Source organism: Dickeya lacustris, from assembly GCF_029635795.1.
Lineage (GTDB): Bacteria > Pseudomonadota > Gammaproteobacteria > Enterobacterales > Enterobacteriaceae > Dickeya > Dickeya lacustris.
The window spans coordinates 3,813,091-3,827,264 of the sequence record NZ_CP114280.1 but is presented as its reverse complement, the minus strand read 5'-3'; the positions used below and the strand labels follow the sequence as shown (position 1 = coordinate 3,827,264).

Annotated in this window: 13 protein-coding genes, 1 other RNA gene and 1 pseudogene; 10 read left to right on the top strand and 5 right to left on the bottom strand. The window is 50.1% G+C overall.

Annotated elements, in window-relative coordinates; genetic code table 11:
- Positions 1 to 37 precede the first annotated feature (37 nt).
- Both apt and O1Q98_RS17310 read right to left on the bottom strand, forming a co-directional pair.
- Positions 38 to 586, bottom strand: a complete 549-nt coding sequence (gene apt, locus O1Q98_RS17315; protein WP_125258718.1) for an adenine phosphoribosyltransferase — start codon at positions 584 to 586, stop codon at positions 38 to 40.
- 171 nt (positions 587 to 757) lie between these two features.
- The gene (locus O1Q98_RS17310; RefSeq protein ID WP_125258717.1) at positions 758 to 1,138 is read right to left on the bottom strand and encodes a DUF454 family protein; all 381 of its coding nucleotides are present in this window, start codon (positions 1,136 to 1,138) and stop codon (positions 758 to 760) included.
- Between the two features lie 123 nt (positions 1,139 to 1,261).
- On the opposite strand from O1Q98_RS17310, the gene miaE reads away from it, so the two are divergent.
- The 3 genes from miaE to O1Q98_RS17295 all read left to right on the top strand — a co-directional run bounded on the left by miaE (position 1,262) and on the right by O1Q98_RS17295 (position 2,984).
- The gene (gene miaE, locus O1Q98_RS17305; protein ID WP_125258716.1) at positions 1,262 to 2,035 is read left to right on the top strand and encodes a tRNA isopentenyl-2-thiomethyl-A-37 hydroxylase MiaE; all 774 of its coding nucleotides are present in this window, start codon (positions 1,262 to 1,264) and stop codon (positions 2,033 to 2,035) included.
- Positions 2,036 to 2,074: 39 nt separating this feature from the next.
- Positions 2,075 to 2,608, top strand: a complete 534-nt coding sequence (gene priC, locus O1Q98_RS17300) for a primosomal replication protein PriC (protein WP_125258715.1) — start codon at positions 2,075 to 2,077, stop codon at positions 2,606 to 2,608.
- Positions 2,609 to 2,789: 181 nt separating this feature from the next.
- Entirely contained in the window at positions 2,790 to 2,984 is a 195-nt protein-coding gene (locus O1Q98_RS17295) for a DUF2496 domain-containing protein (protein WP_125258714.1), read from the top strand.
- 44 nt (positions 2,985 to 3,028) lie between these two features.
- Here the strand turns inward: O1Q98_RS17295 and mscK are convergent.
- A pseudogene (gene mscK, locus O1Q98_RS17290) lies at positions 3,029 to 6,407 on the bottom strand (mechanosensitive channel MscK).
- A 77-nt stretch (positions 6,408 to 6,484) separates the two neighbouring features.
- Positions 6,485 to 7,138: a multidrug efflux transporter transcriptional repressor AcrR gene (gene acrR / locus O1Q98_RS17285; RefSeq protein ID WP_125258712.1), complete on the bottom strand. Its 654-nt coding sequence runs from the start codon at positions 7,136 to 7,138 to the stop codon at positions 6,485 to 6,487.
- 142 nt (positions 7,139 to 7,280) lie between these two features.
- Between acrR and O1Q98_RS17280 the strand changes: the two genes are divergently transcribed.
- The 6 genes from O1Q98_RS17280 to O1Q98_RS17255 all read left to right on the top strand — a co-directional run bounded on the left by O1Q98_RS17280 (position 7,281) and on the right by O1Q98_RS17255 (position 13,312).
- On the top strand, positions 7,281 to 8,471 hold the full coding sequence (locus tag O1Q98_RS17280; protein ID WP_125258711.1) for an efflux RND transporter periplasmic adaptor subunit: 1,191 nt from the start codon (positions 7,281 to 7,283) through the stop codon (positions 8,469 to 8,471).
- A gap of 16 nt (positions 8,472 to 8,487) precedes the next feature.
- Positions 8,488 to 11,637 carry an efflux RND transporter permease subunit gene (locus O1Q98_RS17275; protein WP_125258710.1) on the top strand — a complete coding sequence of 1,050 codons (3,150 nt, stop codon included), beginning with the start codon at positions 8,488 to 8,490 and terminating at the stop codon, positions 11,635 to 11,637.
- 157 nt (positions 11,638 to 11,794) lie between these two features.
- Complete coding sequence (locus O1Q98_RS17270) at positions 11,795 to 12,046, top strand: type B 50S ribosomal protein L31 (RefSeq protein ID WP_125258709.1); 252 nt, start codon at positions 11,795 to 11,797, stop codon at positions 12,044 to 12,046.
- Between the two features lie 15 nt (positions 12,047 to 12,061).
- Positions 12,062 to 12,205 (top strand): type B 50S ribosomal protein L36, encoded by a 144-nt coding sequence (ykgO, locus tag O1Q98_RS17265; protein WP_027712817.1) that lies wholly within the window; start codon positions 12,062 to 12,064, stop codon positions 12,203 to 12,205.
- A 482-nt stretch (positions 12,206 to 12,687) separates the two neighbouring features.
- On the top strand, positions 12,688 to 13,056 hold the full coding sequence (tomB, locus tag O1Q98_RS17260; protein ID WP_125258708.1) for an Hha toxicity modulator TomB: 369 nt from the start codon (positions 12,688 to 12,690) through the stop codon (positions 13,054 to 13,056).
- 52 nt (positions 13,057 to 13,108) lie between these two features.
- Positions 13,109 to 13,312 (top strand): HHA domain-containing protein, encoded by a 204-nt coding sequence (locus tag O1Q98_RS17255; RefSeq protein ID WP_009114000.1) that lies wholly within the window; start codon positions 13,109 to 13,111, stop codon positions 13,310 to 13,312.
- Between the two features lie 167 nt (positions 13,313 to 13,479).
- On the opposite strand, the gene ffs is transcribed toward O1Q98_RS17255, so the two are convergent.
- Positions 13,480 to 13,576, bottom strand: an RNA gene (ffs, locus tag O1Q98_RS17250) — signal recognition particle sRNA small type.
- A 252-nt stretch (positions 13,577 to 13,828) separates the two neighbouring features.
- On the opposite strand from ffs, the gene O1Q98_RS17245 reads away from it, so the two are divergent.
- On the top strand, positions 13,829 to 14,158 hold the full coding sequence (locus O1Q98_RS17245) for an MGMT family protein (protein ID WP_125258707.1): 330 nt from the start codon (positions 13,829 to 13,831) through the stop codon (positions 14,156 to 14,158).
- Positions 14,159 to 14,174: the final 16 nt, after the last annotated feature.

Here is a 14,174-nt window from a genome sequence, read left to right as displayed (position 1 = left end):
TAACACAGTCTCGCCGCCATCGGCGAGACTGCTGTCATCAATGGCCGGGGAAATCAACCAGGCTATAGCAAGAAACGCCCATGTTTTCGAGACGTTGCTGCCCACCGAGGTCGAACAGATTGATGATAAATGCCGCGTCAGAAACCTGACCGCCAAGACGACGAATCAGCTTTACCGTGGCTTCAATGGTACCGCCGGTCGCCAGCAGATCATCGACCACCAACACCTTGTCACCTGCATTGATGGAATCGGTGTGAATCTCCAGCGTATCGCTGCCGTACTCCAGTTCATAGCTTTCGCTGAGGGTTGCACGCGGTAATTTTCCCGGCTTGCGCACCGGAACGAACCCCACCCCTAATGCCAGCGCGACCGGCGCGCCGAACAAGAATCCACGCGCTTCCGTCCCAACGACTTTGGTCACGCCCGCATCGCGGTAACGTTCAACCAACATGGCAATGCTCGCCGCATAGGCGGTCGGGTCTTCCAGCAGGCTGGTAACATCACGAAACAGTATGCCCGGCTTAGGGTAATCCGGGATGCTTTTAATACTGTTTTTAATCAAATCTGGCTGCTGAGTTGCGGTCATAATTTTATGCCTGATAACACTTTAATCTTCACTGGGCTACCCCACGCTTTTGGCCCGTGCAAGCCGACGTCGCTGTGCCCGCCTGCTTGTAATAAGCCTGGCCGACAGCCTGCGCACGAAAACGCTCAAATCTAGTCAAACTGACTGGCAAATGCAACTTTCTCGCGTCATTCAGCGTGTTTTTTGTTGCGCCGGATCAATAACCGGCAAACGCACCATGAAGGTCAGCAACCCCGCTAACAGCATCACCAGCCCGACGCGAACCCAATTGTTTTCAACCCACCACAGTGAAACGGCAAACGTGGCGATAATCACCGCGACCGCTCGGCCCTTTACCCCCGGCGGCAGCGCGCGATAGTGTTGCCAGTGGATCAGATAACGGCCAAACCAGGAGCGATACAATAACCAATGGTGAAAACGCGGTGAGGAACGGGCAAAACACCAGGCGGCCAACAGTAAAAATGGCGTTGTCGGCAACAGCGGCAATACCACGCCGAGCGCCGCCAGCACCACGGCCAACCAGCCAAGTATTATCAGCACAATACGGTACATTATCCCTCCCGGCAGATAGCTTTTTCCTGTTGTTAAACGCCTCAAGCCATAAAGCGCCTTCGATCGCAATCGGCTGGAATCGTTGTATCATACCTTCACGTTAACTCAATCCATCCGTTTTACATGTTTGACAACGCCATTCTCGACCCGATCCACGCCTTTTTGCCGGTTGCCACGCCCGATGCATGGCTTGATGAGGCCCGCAAGCCGGAAAATTTACCCACCCTGCTGTGCGATCACCTACTATGCGAGCTGAAAGCTGCACAGAGCGCGCTGTTCTTGATTCGGCGTTATGCCGTCGATCTGCACAGCCGCCATGCGCTCCAGGACTGGATAGCGCCGTATGAAGATTTTGCATACCGCAAAAAAGGCGATATGCACACCCTCAAAGCTGGCGGCCATATTACCCGGCAAATCCACGCCCGCGCCGATTGCGGTTACAGCCAGGAAATGATCGATAAAATGGTGCTACTCATCCGCGAAGAATTGCACCATTTTTATCAGGTTCTGGAAGTGATGATACAAAAAGGCATTGCCTATCAGAGCGTACCTGCCAGCCGCTACGCCCGCGAGTTAACGCGGCACATCAAATCCTATGAACCGGATGCATTAGTCGATAAGCTGATTATCGGAGCCTTTATCGAGGCACGCTCCTGTGAGCGTTTTGCCCGGCTGGCCCCTTATCTTGATGAGAATTTAAGCAAATTTTACACATCACTATTACGCTCTGAAGCGCGTCACTATCAGGATTATCTGACACTGGCGCAGCAAATCGCCGGGCATGACATTCAACAACGCATCGCTTTTTTCGCCGCTCTCGAGGCGGAATTAATCACCAGCCCGGACAGCGATTTCAAGTTTCACAGCGGCTGCCCGGCGAAAGCGGCGCCCCTCTAACGCCGCCGTTAGCGGCGCACTGGATATGAAGGAGTGAGAATGGATACCCATGCGCTGCTCACCGCATTGGCACAACAGATTGATTCGTTAGCGCAGCGCGTCGCGCCTGTGGCCGGACAACAGGCGCCTCGTTCACGTTTTGATCGTCAGTTATTCAGTAGCTATAGCACGCGACTGGGTGACTACCTTGATGAGATTCGCCACAACTACCAGCATCTGCAACACGCGGTGCAAGAACAGCGACAAGAGCGGGTCGCATTTATGGCGGAAAAATTGCTGACGCAGATAACCGCGCTACAAAGGGAACTGGCAACGCAACCGCTGCGCGAACGCGAACCCATCGCCTCACAGCCGCAAGACCTCTACCAAAAACTGGCGGAATATCAAGGTTATGAACGGCGCTTGCTGGCTATGGTGCAAGACAGGGAAAGCCTGCTGTCCAGCCAAACTGCGCTTGCCGAACAACAGCGTTTGCAACGGGAATTGGCCGCGCTGGAAGGCAGACTGGCGCGCTGCCGCCAGGCACTGACGCGGCTGGAGCGACATATTGAGCGCCAGGAGCGCGGACTATAGAACCGGAACCGGCCAAGCCGATACAGCGGCGATGTTGGCAAGTTACGATATACTCTTTTCATACCCATGATGAAAGTCATGACTGCACCGCTGTCGTGGCATCATGACATCTCTTCAAGCCGGGTGAGCAAGGCTTCTGGTCGCCAACCATCATTTGTATTTTTAGACAAGAGGATGCGCCATGTCACTGGAACACGAGACGCCAGCGGTCAGGCTGGCGGTGGATCTGATTATGCTGCTTGAGGATAACCACATAGAACCGGCAGTGGCGCTGGCAGCGCTGGACATCGTGCAACGGGATTATCAGCGCAAGGCGGCGTTATGCTCATCAGCCGCCACGGATACCGCCACGCCGCCGTCGCCCGACAACACCTAATTCATCGAGCAACACGCTTACCCGCCAGCGAGCTAAACGCCGGTCTATGGCCTCTGCTGCGGCCCCGCTGACTGAGTGCGAGACACTTCTTTGATTTCATGGCCCTGGGCATTATGTAAATACACTTCCAGTTGGTTAAACGCGATATCGATATGGTTCTCACGGCACAATTTGTCGATAGTGCGGTTTAGCTCATCGACGGTATAGCTGCGATCGCGCAGTTCACGTACGTATAAACGCAGCTCGTGTTCCAGCGCACTCTGGCCAAACGAGAGGAAAAACACCTGCGGTTCAGGGTCGGTCATCACCCGTGAGTTCTCCCGCGCGGCTTGCAGCAATATCGCCTTCACCTTGTCCAAATCGGAACCGTATGCCACCCCGATACGAATCAGCACGCGCGTAATCGTATCTGACAATGACCAGTTAATCAGTCGTTCAGTCACGAACGCCTTGTTGGGAATAATCACTTCTTTGCGGTCAAAATCAGTAATGGTGGTGGCACGAATGCGAATTTTACTGACCGTACCTGAAAAGGTTCCGATGGTAATGGTGTCGCCAATACGCACCGGACGTTCAAATAAAATGATAAGACCGGAGACAAAGTTGGCGAAGATCTCCTGCAAACCAAAACCGAGCCCGACAGACAATGCGGCCACCAGCCATTGCAGCTTGTCCCAGGACACGCCCAGAGAACTGAGCGATGCCACGGCACCTACGGCCATAATCAGGTAGGTGAGGATCGTCGTAATCGCATATGAGGTGCCCTGGCGCAGTTGCAGACGCGACAGCACCAATACCTCAAGCAAACCCGGTAAGTTACGGGTCATCACATAGGCAACAGCCCCAATGACCAATGCGACCAGAACATTCCCGAGCGTCACTGGCTGCATCACGGAGCCACTGGCAGCAACCGTGCTGTAATGCCATAGCGTAATGCTGTCTAAGTAGGAAAAGACCGTCACGAGATCAGACCAAATCCAGTAAAACGCACCGGAAAAGGCCAGGAACAGCACCATGGTGGTGAGGCGTAACGATTGCTGGCTAATCTGCTCCAGCGCCAATGGCGCTTCAGGCACCGGCTCGCTGCCCTCTGCCCCCTCTTTCACCAGATTCTGCCTGCGGGCTAACGCGCGGCGGTAAGCCAGGCGTCGGGCCGCCACGCTTAACCCCCGAATGGTTGCATAATAGACAATATTCCAGATGATGAGCAGATAGAGGCTATCAATCCAACGGCTGGCCAGACGCAATGTGGTATAGAAGAAGCCATTGAGCATCAGGCCAATCAGAAAGAGCGGCATCGCCGCCTGCATCGTCACCACAATAAGCTGCACGGTGTGACGCTCTTTTTCACGCCAGCAATCGCGGCAAACTGGAAACACCAGAATCGCCAACAACAACAGATTGCCGACAATAATCATCTGCCCTAACGCATCATCAACCAGCGATAGCGGTGCTTTTTGCCCGATGACCGACCAGAACAGCAAAGGCAATAACGCGATGCCAAGACGCAGCACTTGACGACGGTAATGCGCGCAGCGAGAGGCCGGAATATTAAAATGACGCTCACTCACGCCAGCCGGCTTTAAGCTAAACCATGCCGTGGCAAACACGCCCCACAGCAGCGCCAAATTCTCACTAAACAACCAGGCAAAACCGCCAGAAGGAAGGTTACTTTGCTTAAACCACCACCCCAACGACAGGATCGCCAAAACACCGGGTAAAGTGCGCAGAATCAGCAACAGAATGGCCTGAGGCGTGTGCAACTGACTATCTCGTTTCAGTAGTCCTACATCTTCCGCCAGTTTCTGTTGATAAGCCTCAATACTCTTACGCCGCCACAGTAACACCCCAACCAGCAACAATGCAGGGACGATAATCAACAGCGAGGCTATCAGCCCCTGCACCAATTGCGCCCCTTTCAATGAAAAGTGAAACGTGCCGAACTGCTGGCGAAGTGCGGAAGGCAGCTCTTTTAGCCAGTTCCAGTCCATCGGTTTATTGCTGCTCACCCAAAAAATCTGCTGCGTGAGCGTGCGTTGCAGCGAAGCATTCACGCTCATTAACTGTTGGCGGCTAATTTGTAAATTGATAGCCAGCATTAACTGGTTGCCGAGCTGTTTGTTCAGTTGATCCAACAGTTCACGACGCATATCGAGAATCTGCCCAAGGGCATCGGTAACTTCAGCATCTACCGCCGTACTATTGTTGTGGGCAATCAGTTGCTGAATGTATTCATCACCGCGAAAGAGCACATCACGCTGCTGGTTAATATCAAATTGTTCCAAACGCAAATCGGCAATCTGGGCACCAATATTGCCAATCGCATCGGCAGAAGGCAGGTTCTGCTGCTGTTGATAAAGAATACGCGACAGCAACAGGCTGCCCTTAAGCACCGGTAATTTGTTCTTTCAGATTACGTTCCGACTGAGTGGCCCGATCTAGCCAGTTTTTTACCTGAATGCTTTCCTGCACCAGCGTATTCCCAGCCTGGGTTGCCTTAATAAGCCGTTGACTTAGCTGGCGGTTTGTTTCCATCTCAGCTTTAACCAGAGGGTTTTCCTGAATCCGCTGTAATTCATCTGAATTTTGCGCTTCTTTCGCCGTTTTCTCTGACAGGGTAAGGCGTTTATTGTTGATAACCCCCTGCAAGGTTTGCACCATACGTTCCAGTTGGCCTATCTGGGCTGCGGTGTAATCGCGCTGCTTTTGCAGCAAATCCTGCATGGTGGTATTCACTTCCAGACTTTTACGCTGTTGTTCCATCTGTAAGGAAACTAACGCCTGCTCGGTTTGCAACAAAGCTTGCTGGCTGGCTCGTAGCGGCTCCTGAGAAGGATCAAGACCACTTAATTGGGTGCGTAATTGCTGGCTACGCTGCGAGGCGGCGTACAATGCGCTTTGCACGCGTTCAGGCTGTGTTTGTAGTGAAATCAACTGGCTGTTATAGGTAGATAAATTCTCCTGCGCTGCCTGTAGATCATCGAGCGTTTCATTGAGGCGAGCTTCAAGCTGTTTTAAAGGCAGTGATTCCAGTGCAGGCGGAGTGACCGGCGGCGTTGCACTGAGAGCCAGTAAATCTTCATTGACCTGTTTGAGTTTTGCCGGTGCCTGCGCCGCCTGCTGTTTAAGCTGAGTTGTCTCTTGTTTGACGCGCTCAATACTATCCAGCACGTCGAGCGTTTGGATTAAATCCTGCTGGGTCAGCTTATCGGCTGAGGTGAGGCTTTTTTGTTTATTTAGCGTATCAAGCCGCCCCTGAATCTCAGCGCGAGTCGGCACATCATTAGCCGCCCCCCAGCCAGAAAATGAGGGCATCAGGCCGCATAGCGCCCACACGAGTAGCAACAGGCTATGCTGCATGCGGCAGAAAGAGAGGTGAAGAAAAACACGCAGGTCAAAAGAAACAGCAAAACGGCAACTCATGATGCATCGTCAGTTTTAAAAAGATGCGGGAGTTTAGCATGTCAGAGATAAAACAAGGTATTCCAGGCTGTAAACGGTTATTTATTCTCCGCAGAGATGGACATGCGCATCGCAGGGCTGCTACGCAGCATATCAATCACCCCTTCAACCAGATAAGGCGCTTCCTTTTCCAGATCAAAACTTTCTGGCAGAAATAGCCAGTTTTCCATAATACCGGACAAATAGGCGCGCAATACGACAGCCGCGCGACGCGGGTTTACATCCTGCGGCAACATGCCTTGACGAATGCACTTGATCAACGACACTTCAATTTTGGAATAGCAGTCAAGATAGAGTTCTCGGCGCCCATTGAAGGTCGGCAACATTTCACCAACGAATTCACATTTATGGAAAATAATCTCCATCATCGAGCGCCACTCTACATCCGATGTGGTCAAGCGCAGCATATAAATAAGTAACGCTCGCAAAACATGCAGTGGATCATCGGGAAATTTTGCCTGATACTCAATCTCGAAATCAGCAATCTTGGCTTCTGTACGCGCCCATATCTCATCAAATAATTCAGCTTTGTTTTTGAAGTGCCAGTAAATAGCACCACGGGTCACACCTGCGGCCGTGGCAATATCGGACAATGACGTTGAAGACACACCATGCTCGGAAAACAGGCGCAACGCCGCATCCATAATCTGAAGTTTGGTTTCCTGAGCTTGTTGTTTGGTTTTTCGTGCCATAGTGCTGACTTTCAAAGATAGCGAGATTTACATACATTCACGTATGTATGTAACATAGCACGAACCTAAAATGATCGCAGCAATCGCTTTAAAAGCATGTGATCCATTGGTCAATTAAAAATCGGACACTTGGGGTTTATCTATGAATAAAAACAGAAGGCTTACGCCTCTGGCGGCAATGCTGATGCTTTCTGGCAGCCTGATGCTCACGGGATGTGATAACAAGGCATCCCAACAAGGTGGCCACCCTGGCGGTGCGCCAGAAGTGGGTATTGTGACGATAAAATCAGAATCATTGAATATTACTACTGAGCTTCCGGGCCGTACCAGTGCCTACCGTATTGCTGAAGTTCGCCCTCAGGTTAGCGGAATCATCCTGAAACGGAATTTTACTGAAGGGAGTGACGTAAAAGCAGGGACATCGCTGTATCAGATAGATCCAGCCACCTATCAGGCACAATATAACAACGCGAAAGCAGCTCTGGCACAAGCGCAGGCAAATGCGGAAATCGCGCAATTGACCGTTAACCGCTATAAACCGCTGGTTGGCACCAATTATGTCAGCAAGCAGGATTATGACCAGGCACTGGCCACCGCACGCCAGACGCAAGCAGCCGTTGAAGCGGCAAAAGCCAGCCTGGACAACGCCCTGATAAACCTTAACTACACCCGGGTAACGGCTCCTATTAGCGGGCGCGTCAGTAAATCGACCGTCACAGAAGGTGCTCTGGTTTCCAGCGCACAAGCCAGCGCGCTGACAACGATTCAGCAACTGGACCCGATTTACGTTGATGTCACCCAATCGACCAATGACTTCCTGCGCCTGAAAAAAGAACTGGAAAGCGGTTCACTCAAACAGACAGCAGGGAAAGCCAGCGTACAACTGACGCTGGATAATGGCACGCGTTATAACCAAAACGGTACGCTGGAGTTTTCTGACGTCACCGTCGATGAGACAACGGGCTCAATCACCCTGCGCGCAGTATTCCCTAACCCAGACCATAACCTGCTGCCCGGTATGTTTGTACGAGCACAAATGGATTCTGGCGTGAATCCTGACGCCATATTAGTGCCGCAGCAAGGGGTTAGCCGTACACCGCGCGGTGATGCCGCCGTCATGGTTGTGGGTGAAGGCGATAAGGTTGAAGTTCATCCAGTTGTCACGGCTCAGGCTATTGGCGACAAATGGCTGATAACCTCCGGCGTAAAACCCGGTGATCGCATCATCGTAACAGGGCTGCAAAAAATCAGACCGGGCATGCAGGTAAAAGCGCAGGAAGTCACTGGTGGTAACACGCAGCAGCAAGCGCAGCCTCAACCCGCCAAGTCTTAACAGGAGCCGGTAATCCATGGCCAAGTTTTTCATAGATCGCCCGATTTTTGCCTGGGTCATTGCCATTATGGTAATGCTCACCGGGACGCTGGCAATACTGAAATTGCCTATTGCCCAGTACCCGACGATCGCCCCGCCTGCTGTGCAAATTACGGCAAACTATCCGGGTGCTGATGCAAAAACCCTGCAAGATACTGTGACGCAAGTTATTGAACAGAACATGAACGGCCTCGACAAATTGCTGTACATGTCCTCGAACAGTGACTCATCAGGCACAGTTCAAATCACGCTGACATTTGATGCGGATGCCAACCCAGATATCGCGCAGGTTCAGGTACAAAACAAATTGCAGCTGGCAATGCCGCTACTGCCGCAAGAAGTGCAACAGCAAGGGGTTAGCGTACAGAAATCCAGCAGTAGCTTCCTGATGGTGCTCGGTTTCATCAGCGATGATGACAACATGACACAACAGGACATCGCTGACTTCGTAGGCTCCAGCCTCAAAGATCCTATCAGCCGTGTGCGCGGTGTGGGAGATACACAGCTGTTCGGTGCGCAGTATGCGATGCGCGTCTGGTTAGACCCAGACAAACTGAACAACTACCAGTTAACGACAGGCGATGTGGTCTCTGCTATTCAGGTACAAAATAACCAGATAGCGGCTGGGCAATTAGGGGGAACACCACCCGTTCCCGGTCAAAAACTCAACGCCTCAATCATTGCGCAAACCCGCCTGAACTCACCAGAACAGTTCGGCAATATCTTGCTGAAAGTGAATCAGGATGGTTCTCAGGTTCGCCTGAAAAATGTGGCGCGTATTGAGTTGGGTGGCGAAAGTTACAGCGTCGTCGCACGCTATAACGGACGCCCGGCAGCAGGTCTTGGCATTAAGCTTGCGACCGGTGCCAACGCCCTGGATACAGCCGCTGCGGTAAAATCGGAAATCAACAAACTGCAATCCACATTTCCGAACGGCATGAAAGTGGTATACCCATATGACACCACGCCATTTGTAAAAATCTCTATTTATGAAGTGGTAAAAACACTGCTCGAAGCGGTCGTGCTGGTGTTCGTGGTGATGTATTTGTTCTTGCAGAATTTCCGCGCAACACTCATCCCAACGATTGCCGTGCCCGTTGTACTTCTTGGTACATTCGCCATTCTCTCTGCGTTCGGCTACTCGATTAACACCTTAACCATGTTTGCGATGGTGTTGGCTATCGGTCTATTGGTAGACGATGCCATCGTAGTCGTCGAGAACGTTGAGCGTGTGATGGCCGAAGAAGGGCTATCGCCAAAAGAGGCAACGCGTAAGTCAATGGGACAAATTCAGGGCGCGTTGGTTGGTATCGCCCTGGTATTGTCAGCCGTATTTGTGCCGATGGCTTTTTCCGGTGGTTCTACCGGCGCCATTTATCGCCAGTTCTCTGTCACCATCGTATCTGCAATGGTGCTGTCAGTGCTGGTTGCGTTAATTCTGACGCCCGCGCTGTGTGCTACTATCCTCAAACCGGTGGCGCATAATCATAGCGAAAGAAAAGGTTTCTTTGGCTGGTTCAACCGCTTATTTGAGAAAAGCTCACACCACTACACAGACAGCGTTGCCAATATTTTGCGCAGCACAGGACGATATCTGGTGGTGTACCTGATTATCGTTGCGGGATTAGGCTTTATGTTTAGCCGCCTGCCCAGCTCGTTCTTGCCGCAGGAAGATCAGGGCGTGTTGTTGACCATGGTGCAATTGCCCGTTGGCGGTACGCAGGAAAGCACCCAGAAAGTCCTTGATCAGGTGAACGACTATTACCTGAAAAACGAGAAAGACAATGTTAAATCAGTCTTTACCGTCAACGGGTTTGGTTTCGCCGGTCGAGGCCAGAACATGGGGATCGCTTTTGCCAGCCTGAAAGACTGGGATGAGCGCCATGGCGCAGGTAACAAAGTTGACGCCATTATTGGTCGGGCATTTGGCGCATTTTCCCAGATCAAAGAGGCAATAGTTATCCCTTTCAACATTCCAGCCATCATTGAATTGGGTACTGCCAGTGGTTTCGATTTCCAGTTGATTGACCAGAATAACCTTGGTCACGAAAAATTGATGGCGGCCCGTAATCAGTTATTGGGAATGATAGCCCAACACCCTGATACGTTGGTGCGTGTTCGTCCAAACGGGATGGAGGACACACCACAATACCGGATCGAAATCGATCAGGAAAAAGCTGAATCACTGGGTGTTTCAATCGCCACGATTAACTCTACGCTGTCCACAGCGCTTGGCGGTAGTTACATCAATGACTTCATTGACCGTGGTCGAGTGAAAAAGGTTTATGTTCAGGCCGAGGCCAAATTCCGTATGTTGCCTAGCGATATCGAGAAATGGTATGTGCGAGGAACATCCGGCCAAATGGTTCCCTTCTCTGCTTTTGCCTCTGCTCGCTGGGAATATGGCTCACCACGTCTTGAACGCTATAACGGCTTACCTTCGATAGAATTGGTCGGTGAAGCGGCTCCAGGTAAAAGTACCGGTGAAGCAATGGCATTAATGGAACAGCTTGCATCCCAATTACCGCCGGGTATTGGCTTCGACTGGACCGGAATGTCATACCAGGAACGACTGGCAGGAAATCAGGCCCCTGCATTGCTTATCATCTCCGGTATCGTGGTCTTCCTGTGTCTTGCAGCACTGTATGAGAGCTGGTCTATTCCATTCTCAGTAATGTTGGTTGTACCTCTCGGGGTATTTGGTGCGGTGATGGCAGCCGGTATTCGCGAACTCGAAAACGACGTTTACTTTAAGGTTGGCCTGCTTACCACTATCGGCCTGTCGGCGAAGAACGCCATTCTGATTGTTGAGTTTGCGAAGGATCTGATCGAAAAAGAAGGTAAAGGTCTGATTGAGGCAACACTCGATGCAGTACGCATGCGTTTACGCCCAATCCTGATGACCTCTCTAGCCTTTATTCTCGGTGTGGTGCCGCTCGTTATCAGCACAGGAGCAGGCTCTGGCGCTCAAAATGCCGTTGGTACTGGCGTAATGGGGGGGATGATCACAGCAACGGTGCTGGCCATCTACTTTGTGCCGCTGTTCTTTGTGGTCGTCAGCCGTCGTTTCAGCAAGAAAAAAGATGCTGAAAAGTCTTCTCACGATAAGGCTCCGGTAAGCCACTGATAATTGAATGACGTTTTTCCCTCGCCAAAAGGCCGCACTTGCGGCCTTTTTTATTTCCTGCACCAACGCACGATATCCCTACAAGTCGTAACGTTGCACATCACGATAAAAAAGCGCACAATATTTATGTTATAACATAACAATTGTGAGGACTACGATGAAACCAGGCATTCATCCCAACTATCGTACCGTGCTGTTTCACGATACTAGCGCTAATGTGTTCTATAAAATTGGCTCAACCATCGCAACAGACAGGCGCTATGAATATGAGGGGCAAACTTACCCTTATGTCACCATCGATGTCTCTTGCGCATCACACCCTTATTACACAGGGAAACAAAAAGAGTATGCCAAAGAAGGCAGCGCAGCGCGTTTCCAGCAACGCTTTGGCCGTTTTCTGAAATCCTAATACGAGTATCAAACCATGCAGGTATTAAGCTCTCTTCGCAGTGCCAAAACACGCCATAAAGATTGCATCGTCGTCAAACGGCGTGGACGTATCTACGTGATATGTAAAACCAATCCACGATTTAATGCTGTACAAGGCAGGAAAAAAAAGAAACGTTAATTATTATTTATTCCGTCATTATCCGAGGGGCATACAATGCCCCTAAAATAAATATTTATTAAAAACAAAAGGATAAGATAACTAACTTTATAATAATAGAGTTCTTTACAAAGCTAGACAAACCAGAAAAACTAATTAACACAGTGCTTCTTGCCATTATCAAAAAAAATTAAATATACTGGCTACAGGAGCCGATATATATATTGAAAGCCCCTAAAATCGATAAGAGCGGCAAGTTCTATCGTTATAAAAGAGCTCGTTTCAGGCACCTGTACATTGATTTTTTGCTATAATGACACCAGAATGATTTTAACAGTGACGTTACTTCATTCTCTGGCATTCACTAAGTTCCCCCTAATTCGTCTTTAGATTAAGGGAATCAAGGCATACTGAGGGGCATTCAGTCTTCTTGCACTTCACCACCCTATCGCCAGATAGGGGCCCTAAGTGATACTGAATTAGTAGCTTGCGGAGGGAGAAAAATGGATGAGTACACACCCCAACATTATGATATTGCCCAACTCAGATTCTTGTGTGAAAATCTGCACGACGAGAGCATTGCTACGTTAGGTGACAGTAGCCACGGTTGGGTTAATGATCCGACCTCTGCCGTTAACCTGCAGTTAAATGAGCTGATTGATCATATTGCTGCATTTATCGTTACCTATAAAATTAAATACCCTCACGAAAGTGGACTGTGTGAGCGGGTTGAAAAGTATCTCGACGATACCTATATTCTTTTCAGTAACTACGGCATAAACGACGCCGAATTACAGAAATGGCAAAAGTCCAAGTCACAATTATTCAGAATGTTCTCAGAAAAGAGCGTCTGTACGGTAGTAAAAACTTAAGCAATAATTTTTATTATACTTAATTTAAACCCAGGAAATTAGCAAGGTCACTATGAAGAAAATCGACTATTTAATGCGTTTGCGGAAATGCACAACTATCGATACCCTCGAGCGCGTTATAGAGAAAAACAAATATGAGCTCTCTAATGACGAACTCGAAATGTTTTACTCTGCTGCAGATCACCGGCTTGCAGAACTCACGATGAATAAACTGTACGACAAAGTACCAACGGCTGTATGGAAGTATGTACGTTAAGAACAAAGAATCTGGTTGCTGATATTTCAATCAAAACACTGCGCCGATAATCATATCGGCCTTTTTTTTGCATCAAAACAAGCAATTGAGCCGAAGACTGACGCAAGAGAATATGTAAATCAACCAGACAGGATGGTATGAAACACAGCTCGCTGAAATGGTGGAGGCCCCGCCAGCTACATCCCGGCACACACGTCGCCTGCTGCGGCTGCTTCCTTCCGGACCTGACCGGGTCCACAGGTTAGTGTTGCGGGAGAACCAACAGGGCCTCCATTGAGGGCTTTACTCTGACGGTAAAGCGCAGGCGCATTATCGATGATGAGTTGACCAATTGCAAGTTACTCACGTTTGACCGCTGTTTTCTTACTCATTTCATGCCATTCTTACCGGAATATTGATGAGGTTGCTTCGATCACAGCTGACCATCTGATGCTAAAGTGCTTACTGATTTACCGATCTCTCACTCGTACTCTATTCATTCGCCAATAAATCAACGACCCGATTTTCAGGAAGCGCATGGTTAGCACGCCACTCACAGGACTCGCGGACACCTTCCGTCAGCGGGTTATCCATATCATTGCGGCGATACCTTATGGTTGCGTAGTGACTTATGGTGATGTTGCCCGTCTTGCAGGCTCAGAACGAGCATCACGTCAGGTTGGGGGAATTCTGAAAAGTTTACCCGTGGGCAGCCAGTTACCCTGGCATAGGGTTGTCAATCGTCATGGGGAAATATCACTTACCGGCGCTGATTTTGAACGGCAAAAAAAGGCACTGCTGGCCGAAGGCATCACGTTCACTGATGCAATGAAAATCGATTTAGCGATATTTCGCTGGCGGTATTGAGGCTGCGTTATCAATC